19 protein-coding genes are annotated in these 21,763 nt (G+C 36.6%); 9 read left to right on the top strand and 10 right to left on the bottom strand.

Annotation, left to right across the window (positions count from 1 at the left end; all coding sequences use genetic code 11):
* Positions 1–2 precede the first annotated feature (2 nt).
* From ZA07_RS02485 to ZA07_RS02470, 4 genes are read right to left on the bottom strand one after another with little or no spacing between them, the layout of a single operon-like run.
* Complete coding sequence (locus ZA07_RS02485) at positions 3–368, bottom strand: cupin domain-containing protein (protein ID WP_053970153.1); 366 nt, start codon at positions 366–368, stop codon at positions 3–5.
* Positions 365–1,342 (bottom strand): YitT family protein, encoded by a 978-nt coding sequence (locus tag ZA07_RS02480; protein ID WP_053970152.1) that lies wholly within the window; start codon positions 1,340–1,342, stop codon positions 365–367. Before ZA07_RS02480 ends, ZA07_RS02485 begins: the two co-directional genes overlap by 4 nt.
* A gap of 4 nt (positions 1,343–1,346) precedes the next feature.
* The gene (locus ZA07_RS02475) at positions 1,347–1,898 is read right to left on the bottom strand and encodes a hypothetical protein (protein ID WP_053970151.1); all 552 of its coding nucleotides are present in this window, start codon (positions 1,896–1,898) and stop codon (positions 1,347–1,349) included.
* Between the two features lie 28 nt (positions 1,899–1,926).
* Positions 1,927–3,453, bottom strand: a complete 1,527-nt coding sequence (locus ZA07_RS02470; protein WP_053970150.1) for a helicase HerA-like domain-containing protein — start codon at positions 3,451–3,453, stop codon at positions 1,927–1,929.
* A gap of 136 nt (positions 3,454–3,589) precedes the next feature.
* Here ZA07_RS02470 and ZA07_RS02465 point away from each other — a divergent pair, with 136 nt between their 5' ends.
* Entirely contained in the window at positions 3,590–4,219 is a 630-nt protein-coding gene (locus ZA07_RS02465; RefSeq protein WP_053970390.1) for a 7-carboxy-7-deazaguanine synthase QueE, read from the top strand.
* A gap of 38 nt (positions 4,220–4,257) precedes the next feature.
* Here ZA07_RS02465 and ZA07_RS02460 read toward each other — a convergent pair whose 3' ends face one another.
* On the bottom strand, positions 4,258–4,821 hold the full coding sequence (locus ZA07_RS02460) for a DUF2911 domain-containing protein (protein WP_053970149.1): 564 nt from the start codon (positions 4,819–4,821) through the stop codon (positions 4,258–4,260).
* A 231-nt stretch (positions 4,822–5,052) separates the two neighbouring features.
* Here ZA07_RS02460 and asnB point away from each other — a divergent pair, with 231 nt between their 5' ends.
* From asnB to secDF, 6 genes are all read left to right on the top strand, one after another.
* Positions 5,053–6,717, top strand: coding sequence for an asparagine synthase B (asnB, locus tag ZA07_RS02455; RefSeq protein WP_053970148.1), 1,665 nt, complete (start codon positions 5,053–5,055; stop codon positions 6,715–6,717).
* Positions 6,718–7,050: 333 nt separating this feature from the next.
* Positions 7,051–8,988: a DNA topoisomerase (ATP-hydrolyzing) subunit B gene (gene gyrB / locus ZA07_RS02450; protein WP_053970147.1), complete on the top strand. Its 1,938-nt coding sequence runs from the start codon at positions 7,051–7,053 to the stop codon at positions 8,986–8,988.
* Positions 8,981–9,943, top strand: coding sequence for a DUF6588 family protein (locus ZA07_RS02445; protein WP_157492038.1), 963 nt, complete (start codon positions 8,981–8,983; stop codon positions 9,941–9,943). Before gyrB ends, ZA07_RS02445 begins: the two co-directional genes overlap by 8 nt.
* 180 nt (positions 9,944–10,123) lie before the next feature.
* Positions 10,124–11,050 carry a malate dehydrogenase gene (gene mdh, locus ZA07_RS02440; protein WP_053970145.1) on the top strand — a complete coding sequence of 309 codons (927 nt, stop codon included), beginning with the start codon at positions 10,124–10,126 and terminating at the stop codon, positions 11,048–11,050.
* 13 nt (positions 11,051–11,063) lie between these two features.
* The gene (locus tag ZA07_RS02435) at positions 11,064–11,726 is read left to right on the top strand and encodes a hypothetical protein (RefSeq protein ID WP_053970389.1); all 663 of its coding nucleotides are present in this window, start codon (positions 11,064–11,066) and stop codon (positions 11,724–11,726) included.
* Between the two features lie 160 nt (positions 11,727–11,886).
* On the top strand, positions 11,887–14,871 hold the full coding sequence (gene secDF / locus ZA07_RS02430) for a protein translocase subunit SecDF (protein ID WP_053970144.1): 2,985 nt from the start codon (positions 11,887–11,889) through the stop codon (positions 14,869–14,871).
* Positions 14,872–14,948: 77 nt separating this feature from the next.
* Here the strand turns inward: secDF and ZA07_RS02425 are convergent, their stop codons facing one another.
* The 5 genes from ZA07_RS02425 to folE all read right to left on the bottom strand — a co-directional run bounded on the left by ZA07_RS02425 (position 14,949) and on the right by folE (position 18,989).
* On the bottom strand, positions 14,949–15,443 hold the full coding sequence (locus ZA07_RS02425) for a DUF192 domain-containing protein (RefSeq protein WP_053970388.1): 495 nt from the start codon (positions 15,441–15,443) through the stop codon (positions 14,949–14,951).
* A gap of 4 nt (positions 15,444–15,447) precedes the next feature.
* Positions 15,448–16,374: a prolipoprotein diacylglyceryl transferase gene (lgt, locus tag ZA07_RS02420; protein WP_053970143.1), complete on the bottom strand. Its 927-nt coding sequence runs from the start codon at positions 16,372–16,374 to the stop codon at positions 15,448–15,450.
* 188 nt (positions 16,375–16,562) lie between these two features.
* On the bottom strand, positions 16,563–16,799 hold the full coding sequence (yidD, locus tag ZA07_RS02415; protein ID WP_053970142.1) for a membrane protein insertion efficiency factor YidD: 237 nt from the start codon (positions 16,797–16,799) through the stop codon (positions 16,563–16,565).
* 4 nt (positions 16,800–16,803) lie between these two features.
* Positions 16,804–18,288 carry a cysteine--tRNA ligase gene (gene cysS, locus ZA07_RS02410; protein WP_053970141.1) on the bottom strand — a complete coding sequence of 495 codons (1,485 nt, stop codon included), beginning with the start codon at positions 18,286–18,288 and terminating at the stop codon, positions 16,804–16,806.
* A 23-nt stretch (positions 18,289–18,311) separates the two neighbouring features.
* Positions 18,312–18,989: a GTP cyclohydrolase I FolE gene (folE, locus tag ZA07_RS02405; protein ID WP_053970140.1), complete on the bottom strand. Its 678-nt coding sequence runs from the start codon at positions 18,987–18,989 to the stop codon at positions 18,312–18,314.
* Between the two features lie 163 nt (positions 18,990–19,152).
* Between folE and ZA07_RS02400 the strand changes: the two genes are divergently transcribed.
* Entirely contained in the window at positions 19,153–19,620 is a 468-nt protein-coding gene (locus ZA07_RS02400) for a hypothetical protein (RefSeq protein ID WP_157492037.1), read from the top strand.
* Between the two features lie 19 nt (positions 19,621–19,639).
* Positions 19,640–21,763, top strand: a 2,124-nt coding sequence (locus ZA07_RS02395; protein WP_157492036.1) for a PKD domain-containing protein, incomplete at its 3' end; no start/stop codon positions are given.

Here is a 21,763-nt window from a genome sequence, read left to right as displayed (position 1 = left end):
TGTTATTTCTCTTCTCGATGTACTGCATCCATGGAAAAGGCCGGCATGCAAATGGCAACATATTCACATGGTTCCGCAAACGGATTGGAATATTGGATTCGGGTATTTTTTTGAATTTTAATGGATTGGCCTGCACTTAAAACCACAGTTTCTCCTTCAATAATAAATTGTTTTTTACCTCTAAGGACCAACGTGTATTCATCAAATTCTGGGGTTTGAAATGGTTCACTCCATCCAGAAGGAGCAATCATATGAGCGATACTTATTTCCGAATTACCATCAGTGGTGTTTCCAAAATGTTCTTTAATGATTTTTCCGTCAGTTGTTGGGACTACGAACGGTTCAGTTTGTATGATGAATTTTTTCATTTTTTTTCTAGAGGTTTACGTTTAATCATCCCGCCTTTCAGATCCTTAACCAAGGACATTATAATAAAGGCTTTGCTGTCTATTTTGTCAATCTCAGTGTGCAGTTTTGCTAATTCCAAGCGGGTAATAACGGTATAGATTATGTCCTTATCATAGCTTTTCCCTTCACTTCCATATCCGCCCTTTCCTGCATAAATAGTGCAAGCCCGTCTTAGCTTTTCAATAAGCATGTCTCTGATAGCTTCATGCTCTTTAGATATAATGGTTACTCCTACATATTCCTCAACGCCATCTACAACAAAATCTACTGTTTTTGCTGCTGCCAAATAGGTTAAAATGGCATAGAGTGCAATTTCAATAGAGAGCATATAAGCTCCAAAGGAGAATATAACAATATTTATAAGTAACAGAACATCACCAACCGTTAAAGAGAGCTTTCTGCTTAAAAAGATAGCTAAGACCTCAGTCCCGTCAATTACAGCTCCACCTCTTATAGACATTCCAATACCTAATCCAAGGAAAAAACCACCGAAAACAGCAATAAGTAATTTGTCTTCAGTAATGGTTGGGTAATTGAAATAATGAACAACAAACCCTAAGAATGCAATGGCAGCCATACTTTTAATGGCGAATTTGATATTAAAGGTTTTAGCGCCCAAAATTAAAAAAGGAAGGTTAACAAGAATGAGTAAAAAACTTAACTCTATTGTTGTAATGTTCTCTAATAAAAGCGAAATACCTGTAGCTCCGCCGTCAATAAATCCGTTGGGGAGTAAAAAACCTTTCAATCCAAAACCAGCAGAAAACACCCCAATAATAATATAAAGTGATTCCTTAGTAGCATGTGAGACTTCCACCTTTAGCGACCTAATGGCAGGTACAAGTTGCCGTTTAGTTATGGGTGCCGAAGGAGCTTTTGCTTTAAGCTTTTTTCGGGCGATATCTGCTAGTATTTTAGAGAAAAAAGGGTTCATTGGTTTACCAACCTATCATGAAGTACTTGATTTTTGCTTGATCAGGTATTTGGATAGCTTCAATTTTAGCATTTTGGTCAAATTGAAGTTCTCCAGGCAATTCTGATTTTTCAATGGTAAAGAAACCATCAAATTCGTTAACAAAAACCACAACATTCCTCCAAGTGGTTTCGATTTTTGATATTTTATAGTTTTTTTCCAAATCGCCAAAGGTGCTATTTACATTGATTCCTTTTGGGGTTTTGAATCTTGGGTCGATTACCTTTACTGTTGAAATAGTAGAGGTAGAGTCATTTTTAGATTTAGCGGTTAGCTCAAGTAATGACTTGCCTTCCTTATCAAATATTTCGATGCCTTTGTTCGGGTTCATCATGGCATCTCTACCTGTTAGAATTACAACCGAATCATTCGAAAATAAAGACTTGATGTCTTTCACTTGAGTAGAATCTGTAAGTAAACCAATATGTCCTTTGTCAATTTCAAAAGGGTCTTGGGTTCTTTTGCATCCGATGGTTAATAAAGCTAAAGCAGTTATAATAAAGGGGTATTTTTTCATAAAATTGAATTGTTGTTATTTAGATATATTATTTAATCATTTTTCCTAAAATGCCTAATACGCTTCTTATTACTGTAGGACTGGTAAGTACTTTTACAATCGGATTTTGCCTGTTGTTTGATGAATAGGATTTTCTCGTTTTTGCCTTTTCAAATTTTTCCTTTTCTTCTTTGGCTTTTCTTTTAGTCTCTTCTAGTTCAGCTTTTTCAATCTTCTCCAGCAACATTTCATAGGCGCTTTGGCGATCTATGGTCTCATTGTATTTGGATACCAGTTTAGATTCGCTTAAGAGTGTGTTTAATTCTTTTTCAGTAAGGATGTCCATTCTGCTCATTGGAGCTCTCATCATGGTGGCAGCCAATGGTGTTGGACGACCTTTTTCATCCAGTGCAGAAACCAAGGCTTCTCCAGTTCCTAGTGAGGTGAGAACGCCAACAGTATCATAATATTCTGAGTCTGGATAATTTTGAGCAGTTAGTTTGATAGCTTTTCTGTCTTTAGCCGTAAAAGCTCTTAAGGCATGTTGTACCTTCAATCCTAGTTGACTCAAAACGGCTTCTGGAACATCGGTTGGATTTTGGGTAACAAAATATAAACCAACTCCTTTACTTCTAATTAGTTTGACTATGCTTTCTATTTGATCAAGTAAGGCATCTGATGCTTCATTGAAAATCAAATGGGCTTCATCTATAAAGATGACCAACTCAGGTCTTCCTGAGTCACCTTGTTCTGGAAAGGTCGAATAAATTTCTGCCAAAAGGCTCAACATAAATGTTGAGAAAAGTTTAGGCCTGTCTTGGATATCTGTTAATCTAATGATATTGATGTAGCCTTGACCCTGGTCATTTATTCTCAAGAGATCTTGCGTGTCAAAAGATTTTTCTCCAAAAAATAGATCGCCGCCCTGTTGTTCAATTTCAATAATCTTTCTTAAAATGGCACCAGTAGAAGCAGTTGAAATTCTACCGTAGGATTCTTGGAATTCATCCTTTCCTTCATTTGTGGCATATTGAAGGATTTTTTTAAAGTCTTTTAAATCCAGTAAAGGCAGCTTGTTGTCATCACAATATTTGAAAATAACCGATATGATTCCAGCTTGAGTTTCAGTAACACCAAGGATCCTTGATATAAGAACAGGGCCAAATTCGCTAATGGTAGCTCTCAATCTTACGCCACCTTGTTCGGAAAGTGACATAACTTCAACAGGAAATGATTTTGGAGTGAAATGCAAACCTATTTGCTCATGTCGTTCATCGATTTTTGCATGTCCAGGACTTGGTTTGGCCAAACCGCTTAAATCACCTTTAATATCCATTAAAAGTACAGGAATGCCTTTATCACTCAAATTTTCTGCTAAGACTTGAAGGGATTTTGTTTTTCCTGTGCCTGTAGCTCCGGCAATCAGTCCATGACGATTCATGGTTTTTAAAGGGATGTTGACAAATGCATTTTTTATGGTTTCTCCATCTAACATGGCCGAACCAACGGTGATAAAATCTCCTTTGCAGGCGTTACCCTCTTGAATAAAATTAAAAAAACGTTCTTGTCTTTCCATCCTTGAAAATTTTTATAAAAGTAGTACAATTTTAATCAAGTTTAAAATGGGTGATAATGGGTTTTTATCATTTAAAACCTGTAAAATATTTCTAATATATCTAGTGGCTAATGGGTTATTGGTTATCTTTGCGCCGATGAAAAAAGAGATGCAAGCATTGGTAGAAAGAGGTGAAATGTTACCTCTTATGGAAGAATTTTATACCATTCAGGGAGAAGGATTTTACAAGGGTACAGCGGCTTATTTTATAAGAGTTGGAGGTTGTGATGTGGGATGCCATTGGTGTGATGTCAAAGAAAGTTGGAATGCAGAATTGCATCCACCTACAGAAATTACAACAATAGTGGAGAATGCTTCAAAGTACAGTGATACAATTGTAATCACAGGAGGTGAGCCATTAACTTGGGATATGGGTCCTATCACCCGACAATTAAAGAATAAAGGACTAAGGATTCATATTGAAACTTCCGGGGCATACCCTTTGACAGGTGAGTGGGATTGGATATGCTTGTCACCTAAAAAAATGAAGCTTCCTACCAAAGAAGTTTATGAGAAAGCTCATGAGTTAAAAGTGATCGTTTATAACAAAGATGATTTGCGGTTTGCCGAAGAGCAGGCAGCTCAGGTTTCCGAAAATTGTATTTTGTACTTACAACCAGAATGGAGTAAGCGTGATAAGGTGATTCCACTGATTGTGGATTATGTTATGAATAACCCTAAATGGAAAGTGTCACTTCAAACACATAAGTATTTAAATATTCCGTAATAAAAAAAGCCTTGATAATTCAAGGCTTTTCTATTTTCTTAATCTTCTACTTGTTCAGGTTTTGGTTGCTCTTTTACCGGGACAATAACTCTTAAATTTCCCCATCCCACATACATGCTTCCATCGTCTGCAAATGCAATGGAAAAAGGTTCAAGGTAATCCTCAGATGAACTCACAGGGGCAGAACATCTCACGACATCTTTTTCTTCATTGTAGCTATAAGCGCCCCAAACATCAATGTCTTTATTGATGATAAAGACCCATTCTTTCTCACCTGGAATGGAAAATAAAGAGTAAGTTCCTTTTTTTATGGCTTTTCCCCCAAAGAAAGCATCTTTATAGAAAGTGATTTCTGTGGCTTCATTGGCTCCAGTTCTCCAAACCTTTTCAAAAGGAGTTAGGGATTCCACGGTTCTTCCTCTTAGTTGAGGTCTGCTATAAATAACTTTTACAAGTTTGTTTGGCTCGTTGTGACTCGAAGGGTATGCTGCCGCATCCATGGGACTTACGTCCAAATCTTTAAAATCTTGGGCGCTGGTTCCCACAGAAAAAAGCGAAAAGCAAAAAATAAATAGAGAGGTTTTTAATAGGTGTTTTTTCATTGTACAATTTTTTAAAGACTTAAAGATAAAATCATCTATCCAATTAAACGAATTTTTTGAAAAAATGATATGAAAAGTTAACTAGATCTTCCAAAAAGAGGATGAATTGTTTTAAATTAATATTGTTTTATAATTTAAAGTTTATAATTGAAATTAAAAATATATTTAGTGTTTTTAAAATGAAACTATAAACGCATATTTGCTTCGTTATTAATACTAAGTTTTAAAAATATGTGTGGAATTGTATGTGCGTTTGATTTAAAGCAGAAGTCTGAGGTTTTAAGATCTCAAGTATTGGAGATGTCTAAAAAAATTCGTCATCGTGGTCCAGATTGGAGTGGAATCTTTGATAATGATAAGGCTATAATGGCTCATGAGCGGTTAGCGATTGTAGATCCAGCTTCAGGAAAGCAACCTCTTTTTTCTCATGATAAAAGTTTGGTTTTAGCGGCTAATGGAGAGATATATAACCACAGAGAGTTAAGAAAACAGTTTGAAGGAGATTATGAGTTTCAGACGGAGAGTGATTGTGAAGTGATTTTGGCTTTATATAAAGAAAAGGGCGTTGACTTTATTGATGAAATGAATGGCATTTTTGGATTTGCTATTTATGATGTGGAGAAGGATGAATATTTCGTTGCCCGAGACCATATGGGAATAATACCATTATATATAGGGTGGGATGAAAATGGAACTTTTTATGTCGCTTCAGAATTAAAAGCACTGGAAACCTATTGCGCAAAAATTGAGTTGTTTCCTCCGGGACACTATTTACATAGTAGGGATGGTGAAATGGTTCAATGGTATAAAAGAGATTGGGTGGATTTTGATGCTGTTAAGGAAAATGAAACTAGTATCGAAAAGTTAAGACAAGCGCTTGAAGATGCGGTACACAGACAATTGATGAGTGATGTACCTTACGGGGTATTGCTAAGTGGCGGATTGGATTCTTCGGTTACTTCGGCTATTGCTAAAAAGTTTTCCCAGAAAAGAATCGAAAGTGGAGACGTGGCTGATGCTTGGTGGCCGCAATTGCATTCCTTTTCTGTTGGCTTGGAAGGGTCGCCTGATTTGGCAGCCGCTAGAAAGGTTGCAGACCATATTGGAACCATACATCATGAAATTAAATTCACAATCCAAGAAGGCTTGGATGCTATTCGAGATGTAATTTACAACCTTGAAACATATGATATTACTACTGTACGTGCCAGTACCCCGATGTATCTTATGGCCCGAGTGATTAAATCTATGGGGATCAAGATGGTTTTGTCTGGAGAAGGAGCTGATGAATTGTTCGGTGGATATCTTTATTTCCATAAGGCGCCAAATGCCAAAGAGTTCCATGAAGAGACTGTTAGGAAACTTAGTAAATTGCATATGTATGATTGTCTTAGGGCTAATAAAAGTTTAGCGGCTTGGGGTATTGAAGGAAGGGTTCCATTTTTAGATAAGGAATTTATGGATGTAGCTATGAGCATTAATCCTCAAGATAAAATGATTAATGGCGAACGTATGGAGAAATGGGTCATTAGAAAAGCATTTGAAAGTTATTTGCCCGAGAGTGTTGCTTGGAGACAAAAAGAGCAATTTAGTGATGGTGTAGGATACAGTTGGATTGATACCTTGAAGCAGGTTGTTAATGATGTTGTATCAGATGAGCAATTGGCGAATGCCAAATATAAATTTCCAATTCAAACACCTACATCCAAAGAAGAATTTTATTATCGTTCCATCTTTGCTGATCATTTCCCAAGTGATGCTGCAGCTATGTGTGTACCTCAAGAGCCAAGTGTTGCGTGTAGTACTAAAATTGCTTTGGAATGGGACGAAGCCTTTAAAAATATGAATGAGCCATCTGGTAGGGCTGTGTCAAAAGTGCACGCCGATGCCTATTAAAAGTTGTTTTTTGTTGTTTTAATTCCTTTCTTTATTTTTCAGAATCCCGCTTATGCGGGATTTTGTCATTTTATCAAGTTTGCTGGAAATGTTAAAAGTGGGTAAAATTCAATTTAAGGTACTTTTTAGCGGTTTTAAGAGGTTTTCTGGAAATTAACAATTGTTGATAATTTAATGGTAAAGTATCTCAAATGCTTTTAAAAGGGGCTTTTAATTCGTATATTTGAAAGTCTGAACCTAGATGCACTGAGTGCATTTTTTTATGGTTAAAGAACAAGTTTTTTCTGGTTCAGATCATTGAATTAAAACAGCTAAATAACTAAAATATATTTTATGAGCGAAGAAGCTAAAAAGCAGTATTCCGCCGATAGTATTCAGGCATTAGAAGGGATGGAGCACGTAAGAATGCGTCCTTCCATGTATATTGGTGATGTTGGTGTAAGAGGGCTTCACCATTTGGTTTATGAGGTGGTGGACAACTCCATTGACGAAGCTTTGGCAGGTCATTGCGATCGAATAAAAGTGACCATTAATGAGGATAATTCCATTACCGTAGAGGATAATGGTCGTGGTATTCCTGTTGATCTTCATAAAAAGGAAGGAATATCTGCTCTTGAAGTAGTTATGACCAAAATTGGAGCTGGGGGTAAATTTGATAAAGATTCCTACAAGGTCTCTGGAGGTTTACATGGTGTTGGTGTGAGTTGTGTGAATGCGCTATCAGAACATTTAAGAGCAACAGTTTATAGAGATGGTCAAATTTGGGAACAAGAATATGAACGTGGAAAATCACTTTATCCAGTAAAACCGATTGGAGAAACTGAGGAAAGAGGAACCATTGTAAGTTTTAAACCAGATCCACAAATCTTCCAACAAACGTTAGAATACAGTTATGATACTTTAGCTAGTAGAATGCGTGAATTGGCTTATTTGAATAAGGGAATCACCATTGTATTGACAGATAGAAGAGCGACTGATAAGGATGGTGAATTTGAAGGTGAAATATTTTATTCTGAAGAGGGGTTGACTGAGTTTGTGAAGTATTTAGACGGAACAAGAGAGCCTATCATGAAGGATGTAATTGCTTTTGAAGGAGAGAAAAATGGTATTCCTGTTGAGGTGGCCATGGTGTATAATACGTCCTATGCTGAAAATTTACACTCTTATGTAAATAATATTAATACTCATGAAGGAGGGACTCACTTATCCGGTTTCCGTAGAGGTTTAACACATACCTTAAAGAAATATGCTGATGAATCTGGAATGTTAGATAAACTGAAGTTTGAAATTTCAGGAGACGACTTTAGAGAAGGATTAACGGCAATCGTATCGGTTAAAGTTGCGGAACCTCAGTTTGAGGGACAAACCAAAACCAAATTAGGTAACCGAGAAGTTTCGGCATCCGTAAGTCAAGCGGTTTCTGAAATGCTAACCGATTATTTGGAAGAGCATCCAGATGATGCTAAAATTATTGTTCAAAAAGTAATCTTGGCGGCCCAAGCGCGTCATGCGGCCCAAAAGGCCCGTGAAATGGTTCAGCGTAAAACGGTGATGAGCATTGGTGGTCTACCAGGAAAATTAAGTGATTGCTCCGAGCAAGACCCTGCAAAATGTGAGGTGTTCCTTGTAGAGGGTGATTCTGCAGGTGGAACTGCAAAACAAGGACGTGATAGAAACTTTCAAGCAATCTTACCGCTACGTGGTAAAATTTTGAATGTGGAGAAGGCGATGCAGCATAAGGTGTTTGAAAATGAAGAGATTAAAAATATTTTTACGGCTTTAGGGGTGACCATTGGAACCGAAGAAGATAGTAAAGCTTTAAATCTTACCAAATTACGTTATCACAAAATCGTTATTATGTGTGATGCGGATATTGATGGTAGCCACATTGCTACTTTAATCTTAACGTTCTTCTTTAGATATATGAAGGAATTGATTGAAAACGGACACGTCTATATCGCAACGCCTCCTTTGTATTTGGTTAAAAAAGGTAATAAAAAACGTTACGCTTGGAATGATAAGGAGCGTGATGGTATTGCAGAAGAGTTTGGAGGAAGTGTAAGCGTTCAACGTTACAAAGGTCTTGGAGAGATGAATGCAGAGCAGTTATGGGATACAACCATGAATCCTGAATTTAGAACCCTTCGACAAGTAAATATTGATAACGGTAGTGAGGCAGATCGCATTTTTTCTATGTTAATGGGTGATGATGTACCACCTCGTAGAGAATTCATTGAGAAGAATGCCATCTACGCGAATATTGATGTATAGACTATCTTTATTCTTTATATTTATTTCCTCGACTGTGTTTGCACAAATTGAGGATTTAGTTGGAGTGACACAGGATTTGGTGTTCCTATCAGAGCAATATGTGACTCCAGCTGCAGAGGCTGCAGTGTACCAATCTTCAGGAGGTTGGTACACATCGGCTAAAGCAAAAGACTTATGGGATTTTGAGTTTTCTCTTCAAGGAAACATGTTGTTTGTCAACTCTAAGTATGATTCTTTTTTAATTGACGAATCCCAACTTTACAATTTAACCATTCAAGGCGACGAAACCACAGCTTATTCTCCAACTGCACTTGGAGGAGATGATTTTGTGCCTTTGGAAGGACATATCGGAGATTACACCTTTGAATTTGACTCTCCTGAAGGATTGAATGAATCCAATGTGAAACATGCCCAATTACAAGTGTCAATGGGACTTTGGAAAGGAACTACAGTGATTGTTAGGTATTCTCCAGAAATCAAGATTAAAAAGACCGATTATCAAATTTTAGGTTTTGGATTGCAGCATAATCTGAATCAATGGTTTCAAAAAAGTAATGCAGAGCCTACTTTTAATTTGGCTGCCTTAGTTTCATATTCAAACTATTCCGTAAGTAATACATTTTCTGCCGTAAGTACTCCTTTGGGTTCCTTAAATACCATTTCTGTAGACGGGAAATCCTGGGCTTTTAATCTTTTAGCTTCAAAGGAATTTAGCAATTGGACTATTTCATCGGCTTTGGGTTTGACATCAAGTAGTTTTAAGTATACTATGGGCGGAGAAGGAGAAGGTTTACTAGAGACTCTAAATAGTGCTTTGGAAAATCTGGCTGACAGTAAATCAATGTTCAAGGCCGATTTAGGAGTAGACTATCGATTCCATGATTTTTCATTTAACTCAATGATCACTTTCGGTAAATTCACCAACTTAATAGTTGGTATCAATTATAATTTATAAGGCCAAATTATAACTTTCCTTTTTTCATACACCCTTTGAATTTTGAGTTCTAAAAACTTCAATCGTTTGAAGTTAAAAAAGTTTGTGTTTGATTTTATATTTCCTTAAATCTGGAATCCATATTGCTCGAAAAGTTTTAAATTTGTGGGAATTATTTACAAATCTTAAAAAATTAAATACATGAAAGTTACAGTAGTTGGAGCAGGAGCAGTAGGGGCTAGTTGTGCCGAATATATTGCGATTAAAAATTTTGCTTCAGAAGTTGTTTTATTGGATATCAAAGAAGGATATGCTGAAGGTAAAGCAATGGATTTAATGCAAACAGCCTCTTTGAATGGTTTTGATACAAAAATTACGGGTGTAACAAACGATTACACCAAGACTGCAGGTAGTGATATCTGTGTTATTACTTCTGGTATTCCCCGTAAACCTGGAATGACTAGAGAAGAATTGATTGGAATCAATGCCGGAATTGTTCAAAGTGTAACTTCAAACCTAATTGAGCAATCTCCAGATACCATTTTGATTGTAGTAAGTAATCCTATGGATACTATGACGTATTTGGCTCACAAAACTTCAGGTTTGCCAAAACACAGAATTATAGGAATGGGTGGAGCTTTAGATTCAGCTAGATTTAAATACAGATTGGCAGAAGCTTTAGGAGCTCCAATTAGTGATGTTGACGGAATGGTAATTGGTGGTCACAGTGATGTGGGCATGGTTCCATTAACCCGTTTAGCTACTAGAAATTCTGTGCCTGTTACCGAATTTATTTCAGAAGAAAGATTGGACCAGGTGAAAGAAGATACCAAAGTTGGTGGAGCTACTTTAACCAAGCTTTTAGGAACTTCTGCGTGGTATGCTCCAGGAGCAGCTGTAAGCGCTTTGGTACAAGCTATTGCTTGTGACCAAAAGAAAATTTTCCCTTGTTCTACCTTGTTGGAAGGTGAATATGGATTAAATGATCTTTGTATCGGTGTTCCAGTTGTTTTAGGTAGAAAAGGAATTGAAAAAGTAGTTGAAATTGAATTGTCTGAAGAAGAAAAGCAACAGATGTTTACCAGTGCCGAAGGTGTGAGTAAAACAAATGGTTTATTAGATGTTTAATTGGTCTGAATTTATGAAAAGATTCGTTTTTCTATTTTTATTATCTATTCATCTTTCCGTATTTTCTCAAGAAAGTTTTGATGAAGGTGTAGCCGTGGGCAGTATGACCATGTCAAGCAACAATGCAGAAGTTCAAGGGCAATTGGCGATGATGGGTGATATGACTACAACCACTTATTTTAAGGGGGACAAAACACGGTCTGAATCTAATAATTTAATGGCTGGTGAAACGATTACCATCATTGATGCTAAAGCCAAAAAGATGTTATTGTTGATGAATAACATGGGAGGCAAGATGTATTCTAAAAAGGATATAGCGCCTACACAGGAAGATTTAGATAAAATGACCGTAGAAAAAGGGACTGAAACTAAAACTGTTTTAGGCTATGAATGTCAACAATATTTTGTGACAATTGAAGAAGGAGGCATGAAAATGACTTCAGAGTATTTTGTGACAGATAAAATTCAAGCAGTTTCTGAACAGTTTTCCGGTTATGGTTCAAAACTGGAAGGTTTTCCTTTATATATGGTTATGAAAATGAATCAACCAGAAGCTGAAATTACCTTGACTTATGAAATTAAAGAATTAAGAAAAGAAGAGGTTTCTGATGATAAATTTGACATGACAATTCCAGAGGGATATACAGAACTTCAAGTTCCAAATCCACAGAATTAATAGGATGGAATTTCAGATAAAAAAAAGAGCGACTATATGGTCGCTCTTTTTTTTTACAAAATATTAAATTCTATTGGGTATTCATTGTGTAAATCATATATTTGCTCGTTTTTAAAAATAACGTTAAAAAACTAAAATAAACTAATTAATATAATAGATAATGCAGAACAAAGGACTAGTAAAACTGTTTGCAATTTTGTTCGGCTTGGTAAGTATTTACCAGCTTTCCTTTACATTTAAAGCAAATAGTATTGAAGATGAAGCAAGGGCTTATGCCAGTGGAGATGCGGCAAAAGAACGTCAGTTTTTAGATTCTATTTCCAACGAAAAAGTATTCAGTTTAGGTGTAGCCGATTATACCTATAACCAAGTTAAGGACAACTCCATGAATTTAGGTCTGGACCTAAAAGGTGGGGTTAACGTTATTTTACAAGTGTCTGTGAAAGACATTTTGAAAGGACTTGCAAATTACTCTAAAGACGCCACTTTCAATCAAGCATTGGATAATGCTTCAGAAGCGCAAGTAACTAGTCAAAACACCTTTGTAGAAGATTTCTTTATTGCCTTTGACGAAATCAAAGGAGATAAAAAATTAGCGTCTCCTGATATTTTTGGAAATAGAACCTTAAGTGAGGAGATTACTTTTGATATGTCCGACAGTGAGGTGCAACCAATTATCGAAAGAAAGGTTGATGAATCCATTGTATCTGCATTTGAAGTATTACGTAAGCGTATCGATGAATTTGGTGTAACATCACCAAACATTCAACGTTTAGGGAATTCTGGAAGAATTCTAGTGGAGTTGCCTGGTGTTAAGGATGTAGAGCGTGCAACAAAACTATTACAAAGTACAGCTCAATTAGAATTTTGGGATGCTTACAGGGGAGATCAATTTTTGAACTTCCTTAGTGATGCTAATGAATTGTTGAAAGACATGGAAACTGAGAAGGATGCTGAAAAGCAAGCCGATTCTACAGTTGCAACCGATACTACCCAAGATGATAAAATTGCAGATCTTTTAGGAGACGATCCAGATTCAACAGCTGTCAATGATAACAACCCTATTGGAAAATTAATCAAAGGATTTGGTTACCAAGGTGGTCCGGTAGTAGCTCAATTTGCTACTAAGGATAAGGGAACTATGGAAGAATACTTGAATATGCCTCAAGTAAGAGCTTTGTTGCCTGCAGATTTTAGATATGTGAAATTTGCCTTTGGAAAACCTGATACCGATAGTGAAATAGTTGAATTGTATGCTTTAGCAGGAAACCGTGATAACATGCCTCCTCTAAGTGGAGCTGTAATTACAGATGCTCGTCAAGAATATGGTCCAACAGGTAAGCCAGTTGTTTCTATGCAAATGAATAGCAAAGGAGCTAAAATTTGGGAAGAAATGACCGGTGTTGCTTACCAACAACAAAGTCAAATTGCCATCGTTCTTGATAACGTTGTCTATTCTGCACCAGGTGTAACCACTGGGGCTATTTCTGGAGGGAACTCTCAAATCTCTGGAGATTTCACTCTTAATGAGGCAACCGACTTAGCTAACGTTTTACGTGCAGGTAAGTTGCCAGCATCAGCAGATATTATTCAAAGTGAAGTAGTAGGACCATCTTTAGGGCAAGAGGCTATTGATAGCGGTCAGTTATCATTTGCAATTGCATTGGCCTTGGTTCTATTATGGATGATCGTTTATTACGGAAAAGGTGGTTTATTTGCTGATATCGCTATGCTGTTCAACATACTTTTAATCTTTGGAGTTCTTTCAGGATTAGGAGCAGTGTTAACTTTGCCAGGTATTGCGGGTATCGTTTTGACAATTGGTATGTCTGTAGATGCTAACGTACTTATCTTTGAAAGAATCCGTGAGGAACTTGAAAAAGGTAAAGGACAAAAAGAAGCCATTCAAGACGGGTTTAGTAATGCTTTATCTTCTATTTTAGATGCTAACATTACAACTGGTTTAACGGCCTTAATCTTATTTGTATTTGGTACAGGACCAATTAAAGGATTTGCTACTACCTTATTAATTGGTATTGGTACATCATTGTTTACTGCTATTTTCATTACAAGATTGATAGTAGATTGGTATGTGAATAGAGGAGGAACCTTAACGTTCTCAACCGGTGTTACTAAAAACTTATTTAGAAATATCAATATTAATTTCTTGAAGAAGCGTAAGGTGGCTTACATTTTATCAGGAGCTTTACTAGTAATAAGCTTAGGTTCTTTGTTTACAAATGGTTTGGATCAAGGAGTTGATTTCGTTGGAGGTAGAACGTATCAAGTTCGTTTCCCACAAGCAGTTAGCTCTTCAGAGATTTCTAAGACTTTAAATGATTTCTTTGGAAGTGCAGATGCCAAAACTTTTGGTAACGCAAATCAATTAAAAATAACTACCAAATATAAAGTTGACGAAACAGGAGCTGAAGTTGATGAAGAGATTAGAAAATCACTTTACACTGAATTACAACCATATTTAGGAGATGCTAGTTATGATGATTTCATCAGTGACAATGAGCATAAGACAGTTGGTTTAATGAAATATTATAAAGTAAGTCCAACGATTGCAGATGATCTTAAGAAAGAGTCTTTCTGGGCGGTTTTAGGATCGTTGTTAGTGGTTTTCCTTTATATCTTGTTACGATTCAAGAGATGGCAATTCTCATTGGGGGCAGTTGCGGCTGTTTTCCATGATGTGATTATTGTTCTTGGGGTGTTCTCTTTAACCTATAAGTTTATGCCATTCTCCATGGAGATTGACCAAGCTTTTATTGCCGCCATCTTAACGGTTATTGGTTATTCATTGAATGATACTGTGGTTGTGTTTGACAGAATTAGAGAGTTCTTCAATGAACATACAGCTTGGCCATTCCATAAGGTAATTAACTCTTCATTGAGCAGTACATTAAGTAGAACATTGAATACCTCACTTACTACCTTGGTGGTGTTGTTGGCTATTTTCTTCTTCGGAGGTGATTCAATTAGAGGATTTATGTTTGCCTTGATAGTTGGTGTAGTTGTTGGTACCTATTCATCCTTGTTTATTGCAACACCAATCATGTATGATTCAGTGAAAAAAGGTGATGCTAAGGAAAGTTTAAGAAAGAAAGAAGAAGTTGTTGAAGAAACAGCAGAAGCTTAAATATAAAACTAAATAGATTTAATTAAAAAGCCTTTCCAATTGGAAAGGCTTTTTTTTATTATATATGTGTAAATAAATTAATTTCTAATATAGGATATGGAATCGCCTACTTTTAAGCCCCATTGATCAGACAAACCGGCATTTACTTCCAATACGTACATGGCCGGTTTATTTGAGGGTAAAGAGGTTTCATTCATGGGTTGGGCATTCTTTTGAAAACTGACAATCTTTTGGTCTTTGTCCAGATAAATAATATCCAAAGCAATTTGGGTATTCTTCATGTAGAACCATCTTGGGTTGTAATCTTGAAAAACAAAAAGCATTCCTTGACTGTCTCGCATAGATTGACGGTACATCAAGCCTGTTTCTCTTTCATATTCAGAATCGGCTATTTCAATATCCAATTGCTTTACAATGGAATCTGTCTTTTGTTGAAATAGCTTTAATTCACCTTCTTTCTTAAAATTGATCTGTGTTTGCTTAATATTATTTTGTTCAGGTTTTTCTTTACATGAAAAGCTGAAAATACCTCCCATTAGCAAACAGTATAAAGACACGTTTTTTAATTTCATGGCTTTATGAAACTTTGTGTTTTGGTTTATAAACAAACATGAAATAGAAACCTAAAAGAATAAAAGGTATGCTTAACCATTGACCTGTATTTAAAGCCCATGTGGCACGCTCGTCAACCTGTGCCTCTTTGACAAATTCAACAAAGAACCGAACGGTCCATAAGAAAACTAAAAATAGGCCAAATAAGAATCCTTCTTGTTGTCCTTTATTGGTTTTAAGGTAAACCCACACTAAAATTAAAAATACAATAATGTAACAAAAGGACTCATATAATTGAGCGGGATGTCTATAAGGAACAGCCTCCAATAGATTGGAAAACTGTGGGTTGTTTGTTACCGCCATATAAGCCTCTTGAACCTTATTGATCCCTGTTAATTTGACAATTTCATATTTGCTGTATTCATCCTGAATGAATCGGACTCCTAATTGTGAATCGGTTATTTTACCTATTATTTCAGAGTTTATAAAGTTACCTATCCTAATAAAGATTGCGCCACTTGCTACAGGTATAACAATTCGGTCCAAGATCCACATTAGGGTTTTATATTTGTATTTTCTTCGGTATAAATACATGCCAGTAATGATTCCAATGGCCGCTCCATGGCTTGCCAATCCTTGAAACCCTGTGAATTCGATCCCGTTTTTAAAACTGAAGGGAAGGAAAATGCTAAAGAAATCTTCCTTAATTAATTCGGCTTGATAAAATAAGACATGACCCAATCTGGCACCTATTAAAGTAGCTAGAACCGTATAAAGAAATAAAGGGTCTAAATATTCAAGTTTTACTTTTTCTCGAATGAAAATTCGTTTCATGATTTGCCATCCCAAAAGAAAGGCAATAATCCACATGACACTATAAAAATGGATTTTGAAATTTCCGATAATATCAATTCCTGAGACGGGATTCCAATCGAATTTAAGTAAAAACATAGAGTTTAATTTTAAAGGGTAAATATAGCCAATTGAAACACGGAGAAAAAATAAAAGAATTATAACAATACGTTATTTTTTTTGGTCTTTTTCAGGAACTGGGTCATAACCACTACCTCCCTAAGGCGCTGGAACGTTAAGAAAATGTACGGGTACATTTTTAGAGAACAGGCGAGCCGGCGCGTGGGCTATTTGTCATCCTTTTCAGGAACTGGGTCATAACCACTACCTCCCCAAGGATGGCAACTAAAAATCCTCTTAATTGCCAACCAACTGCCTTTTAAAAGACCATGCTTTTGTAAAGCTTCAATGGTATAATGAGAGCAAGTGGGCTGGTATCTGCAAGTAGCAGGGAATAGAGGTGAAATGGCACCTTGATAAAACTTTACCAAATAGATAAACGGTTTTATCAAGATGTTTTTCATATGCTTAATTTGTTGAAAATGTAGTGCCTTCTTTTCCGTCTTTTAATTGAATTCCTAAAGAGGTAAGTTCGTCCCTAATTTGGTCTGAAAGCGCAAAGTTCTTATTAGCTCGAGCTTCTTGTCGTAACTTGATAAGTAATTCAACGGTACCTGTCAGTTTATCGTCTGAATTATCAGAACTGGATTGGCTAGGTAACAATCCCAGAACATCAAAAACAAAGGTGTGAATGGTATTTTTAAAGCTGTTTAAATCTTCTTGACTTATCGATTCATTACCTTCTTTTATTTGATTGATATATTTAACCCCTTCAAACAAATTTGCTATTAAAATGGGCGAATTGAAATCATCATTCATCGCATCATAACATTTTTGAATCCAACTTGGTAGATCTATACTACTTGTTGTTGAAACAGGTAAATGATCCAAGTGGTTAATGGCTTCCATTAAACGGTTAAATCCTTTTTCACTAGCTAATAAACCGTCATTTGTAAAGTCCAAAACGCTTCTGTAATGAGCTTGAAGCATAAAGAATCTAGCAACTGAAGGAGAAAAAGCTTTGGTTATATTGGCATTATCTCCTGTGAAAATTTCATTTGGTAGAATAAAGTTGCCAGTTGATTTGGCCATTTTCTTACCATTCATGATAAGCATGTTTGCATGCATCCAATAATTAACAGGTGACTGTCCTTTGGCAGCTTCATTTTGAGCAATTTCACATTCATGATGAGGAAACTTCAAATCCATGCCACCTCCATGAATATCAAAATGTTCTCCTAGGTATTTTGTGCTCATAGCAGTACACTCTAGATGCCAGCCAGGAAATCCATCGCTCCAAGGTGAAGGCCATCGCATGATATGTTGAGGCTCTGCCTTTTTCCACAGCGCAAAGTCCTGAGGATTTCGTTTATCACTCTGACCATCAAGTTCACGAGTGTTGTGAATCATATCTTCAAGATTTCGCTTGCTTAGCTTACCATAGTCATGACTTTCATTAAACTTAACGACATCAAAATATACCGAACCGTTAATTTCGTAGGCAAAACCATTTTGAAGAATATCTTTGATCAATTCAATTTGTTCAATAATATGTCCGGTTGCTGTAGGTTCAATACTAGGAGGTAAAAAATTAAATTTATTCAGAATATTATGAAAATCTACAGTATAGCGCTGAACCACTTCCATTGGTTCAATAGATTCTAAACGTGCTTTTTTAGCAATGCGGTCTTCCCCTTCATCAGCATCGTTTTCTAAGTGACCTGCATCTGTAATATTTCGCACATATCTTACCTTATATCCCAAATGCTTAAGGTACCTAAAGACCATATCAAAAGACATAAAAGTCCTAACATTTCCTAAATGGACATTGCTATATACTGTAGGTCCGCAGACATACATGCCTACATAGCCGTCATTAATAGGTTTGAAAAGTTCTTTTTCTCCGGAAAGGGAATTGTAAATTTTAATGGGCTGCTCTTGATACAAATGCATGAGTTATAAAAGGTAGGGGGTGATTAAAATTTAGTTTCTAACTGAATATAGTCTAAAAACTCTCTCCTAATTTCTTTTTCTTTAAAACGACCGCCAAATTCTGCCGTAACGGTACTGCTTTCTATGTCTCTAATTCCTCTGGAGTTGACGCAAAGGTGTTTGGCATCAATTACACAGGCTACGTCTTGAGTGTTTAGAACTTCTTGAAGTTCTTTAACAATTTGAATGGTTAAACGTTCTTGTACTTGAGGTCTTTTTGCATAGTAATCTACAATACGGTTCATTTTGGATAGTCCAACAACCTTTCCATTTGAAATATAAGCTACGTGGGCTTTACCTACTATAGGAAGTAAATGATGCTCACAAGTTGAATATAAGGTAATGTTTTTTTCAACCAGCATTTCACCATATTTGTATTTGTTGTCGAAAGTAGAAGCGCTTGGTTTGCTTTTTGGGTGTAAACCGCCAAAAATTTCCTTAACAAACATCTTAGCAACTCTTAGAGGAGTTCCTTTAAGACTGTCGTCTGTTAAATCTAATCCCAAGGTCTCCATAATATGTCTCACATCATCCTTAATGATGTCTATTTTTTCATCATTACTGAGTTTGAAAGCATCGACTCTCAGAGGTGTTTCATGGGATGTTCCTATGTGGTTATCTCCAATAGATTCAAACTCTTCTATATTTTCATCAAATTTCATTATCGCTCCTTAAAAGTGGTAGTAATTCAATTTGCAAAGATAAGAATTTCCCCTTGAACCGTCGGGAATCTTAACAGATTATTAAAATGCAGGAAATATTAACGTGAGTAGTTTTAATTTTTTATTATTTTTAGGCTCTTTTAAGAAAAAATTAACTATGAAAATGAAACTTAAGCTTTTGATGCTGACAGCTTTTGTTGGCTTTTTATGCCAATGTGGATATAGCCAGGGTAAGAGAACTAATCCCAAATTAACTCAATCAGTAAATTTTAAGTCCAATGTTGAAGATCCGTTAACAGATAAGGAGTATAAAATGTTAAAGGAAGTTTACGGGGATCGATTGGATGAGTTGGTCTTAAACAAACCACAGCGTTTAAAAGATCTAAAGAATATATTAAGAAATAGAGTTCAGTTTATTGAATATCCTCAAGGGAATGATAAACCTTACCCATTGTTATCTGAGGTACCATTATTCAATAATTATACTCAGAACTTAACAAGGGATGCTAATCCTAAAAAGGAAACTTTTAACCCTTTGAAGTATAATTTTTCCTTTTATGAAAAGTATAATCTCACATATAGGATAGACAATACTAATTGGTTTATCATTATTCTATCTCAATTTAATTAATAAATAGCTACTATTGAAAATGAAGTATTTATTTACAATTTCCCTATGTTTATTTTTTGCCGTAGTTGGTTGGTCCCAAGATATATTGATGCAAAATGGAACCTTTACCCAATGTTCAGGTACGTTATATGATTCAGGAGGTTCAACCTCAGGATACAGTTTGAATGAAAATTATGTTTTAACCATATGCCCCGAAGAAACAGGACAATTTATTCAGTTGGACTTTACTGCATTTAGTACCCAGTTGAACTCGGTATTCATGTATATTTATGATGGGGAAGACACAACGGCACCGTTAATAGGAACTTACTCTGGTGGTGGTCCGGCTAGTAGCCCTGGTACCATTGAGGCCTCTACAAGTAACGCTTCTGGTTGTATTACTATTGAATTTGATAGTACTGGAGGATCAGCTACAGGTGCTACATTAGGTTTTGCTGCTGATATTGCGTGTGTAACACCGTGTCAAGATATAACAGCGAGTATAGATTCAACTGTTCCTTCCGGCGATGGATCCGGAACCATATTTGTAGATCTTAATGAAACGGTTACTTTCAATGGTTCTGGAACTTTCTCCATAGATGGATCCGATGCAACTTATAGTTGGACCTTTGATGATGGTAATGCAGCAACCGGCCAAACAGTCACTCATGAATACACAGAAGGTGGGATCTATACGGTTTCACTGGTTATAACAGATACAAATCCTTTGGGTTGTCAAAGTTCCAATACTCCAACAATACAAGTTATTGTAGGGGCCTCCTTACCAGGGAATCCTTATGTGGATGCAGGTAATGATGTGGAATTAACATGTGAAGAAACGTGTACAACACTTTTTGCTGATTTTTTGGATATTGGTGAAACAGACACTTATAATATCGAATCCATTGTGTATGCACCGCCGTTCCCTTTTAGTGGTTTATCAAATTCGATGAACACCAATATTGATGATGCTTGGTCTGCAGTTGGAACTTTACCTTTTGATTTCTGTTTTTTTGGAGATACAGAAACGCAATTTCAGGTTGGTTCCAATGGTGTAATTAGGTTTGAGGTTGATCCGTCTGATACTGGAAATGCTTGGGCTTTTACACAAAACTTACCCAATAACACAAATGCAACTCTTGCTGAGGCAAATGTTTTTACACCTTGCCATGACATTAATCCTGCTACTAGTAATTCAGATGAAATTGCATGGGAGGTTATAGGGACTTATCCAAATAGGGTATTAGCTGTTTCATTTTACAATGTAAATATGTACAGTTGTAATTCCCAGCAAGCAACTCATATGGCTGTTTTTTATGAAACAACAAATGTTATAGATATATATATTAAGAATAAACCTGTTTGTAATTCTTGGCAAGGAGGGGCGGCAGTAGTTGGAATTCAAAATAATGCGGGAACAGAAGCCTATGTGCCTCCCGGTAGACAAACCTCAGATTCTCCATGGGAAGTCGATGAGACCTTAGGACAATCGGAGGCCTGGAGATTTGTGCCTAATGGCGATAGTATTATAGAGTTTGCTTGGTTGGATTCTGATGGAAATGTAGTCAGTACAGATCCAGAATTTGAGGCATGTCCTTCACAAACCACAACTTATACCGCTCAAGTAACATATAACATTTGCAATGGAGAAACAGTCGTGGTGACGGATGATGTTACGGTGACTGTTCCCTTGACTGGATTTATTAATCCTGTTGAGGATATGGTTCAATGTGATGACGAAAGCAATGACGGTGTAGCCGATTTTGATTTGGAATCACAAACTTCTGGCATTTTAGGGACACAAAACCCAGATGATTTCACTGTGACTTATCATTCTAGTTTTGCTGATGCTGATTCAGGTACTGGTGCCTTGGATAGTCCTTATACGGCTTCAGGGCCTTCTACGCCTATTTGGGTTAATGTTCAGCCTAATGGAACTCCTTCTTGTCCCGCAGTAAGCCCCGACCCAGTATTTTATCTGATCATCGAGCCATTTGCCGACACGAGTTTTACGGTAGACCCTACCTGTGACGGAGCGGTGGTGACCCTTACGGGCGAACCCGGCGGGACCTTCAGTTTTGCAGATCCCCAGCCACCGGTTGCGGTGATTGACCCAACCACGGGAGAAGTGACCGGAGCCTCCCCATCCGAGGAGATCACCATC

Source organism: Mangrovimonas sp. ST2L15, from assembly GCF_001280515.1.
Taxonomy (GTDB): domain Bacteria; phylum Bacteroidota; class Bacteroidia; order Flavobacteriales; family Flavobacteriaceae; genus Mangrovimonas; species Mangrovimonas futianensis.
This window is presented reverse-complemented; position numbering and strand designations above follow the sequence as displayed.

Bases quoted from the DNA above. Each gene is read 5' to 3' on its own strand.
- mdh (WP_053970145.1), top strand. From the start codon at position 10,124: ATGAAAGTTACAGTAGTTGGAGCAGGAGCAGTAGGGGCTAGTTGTGCC.
- secDF (WP_053970144.1), top strand. From the start codon at position 11,887: ATGCAGAACAAAGGACTAGTAAAACTGTTTGCAATTTTGTTCGGCTTG.
- gyrB (WP_053970147.1), top strand. From the start codon at position 7,051: ATGAGCGAAGAAGCTAAAAAGCAGTATTCCGCCGATAGTATTCAGGCA.
- folE (WP_053970140.1), bottom strand. From the start codon at position 18,989: ATGAAATTTGATGAAAATATAGAAGAGTTTGAATCTATTGGAGATAAC.
- ZA07_RS02465 (WP_053970390.1), top strand. From the start codon at position 3,590: ATGAAAAAAGAGATGCAAGCATTGGTAGAAAGAGGTGAAATGTTACCT.
- lgt (WP_053970143.1), bottom strand. From the start codon at position 16,374: ATGTTTTTACTTAAATTCGATTGGAATCCCGTCTCAGGAATTGATATT.
- cysS (WP_053970141.1), bottom strand. From the start codon at position 18,288: ATGCATTTGTATCAAGAGCAGCCCATTAAAATTTACAATTCCCTTTCC.
- ZA07_RS02470 (WP_053970150.1), bottom strand. From the start codon at position 3,453: ATGGAAAGACAAGAACGTTTTTTTAATTTTATTCAAGAGGGTAACGCC.
- yidD (WP_053970142.1), bottom strand. From the start codon at position 16,799: ATGAAAAACATCTTGATAAAACCGTTTATCTATTTGGTAAAGTTTTAT.
- ZA07_RS02480 (WP_053970152.1), bottom strand. From the start codon at position 1,342: ATGAACCCTTTTTTCTCTAAAATACTAGCAGATATCGCCCGAAAAAAG.
- ZA07_RS02460 (WP_053970149.1), bottom strand. From the start codon at position 4,821: ATGAAAAAACACCTATTAAAAACCTCTCTATTTATTTTTTGCTTTTCG.
- ZA07_RS02475 (WP_053970151.1), bottom strand. From the start codon at position 1,898: ATGAAAAAATACCCCTTTATTATAACTGCTTTAGCTTTATTAACCATC.
- ZA07_RS02425 (WP_053970388.1), bottom strand. From the start codon at position 15,443: ATGAAATTAAAAAACGTGTCTTTATACTGTTTGCTAATGGGAGGTATT.
- ZA07_RS02485 (WP_053970153.1), bottom strand. From the start codon at position 368: ATGAAAAAATTCATCATACAAACTGAACCGTTCGTAGTCCCAACAACT.
- asnB (WP_053970148.1), top strand. From the start codon at position 5,053: ATGTGTGGAATTGTATGTGCGTTTGATTTAAAGCAGAAGTCTGAGGTT.
- ZA07_RS02445 (WP_157492038.1), top strand. From the start codon at position 8,981: ATGTATAGACTATCTTTATTCTTTATATTTATTTCCTCGACTGTGTTT.
- ZA07_RS02400 (WP_157492037.1), top strand. From the start codon at position 19,153: ATGAAACTTAAGCTTTTGATGCTGACAGCTTTTGTTGGCTTTTTATGC.
- ZA07_RS02435 (WP_053970389.1), top strand. From the start codon at position 11,064: ATGAAAAGATTCGTTTTTCTATTTTTATTATCTATTCATCTTTCCGTA.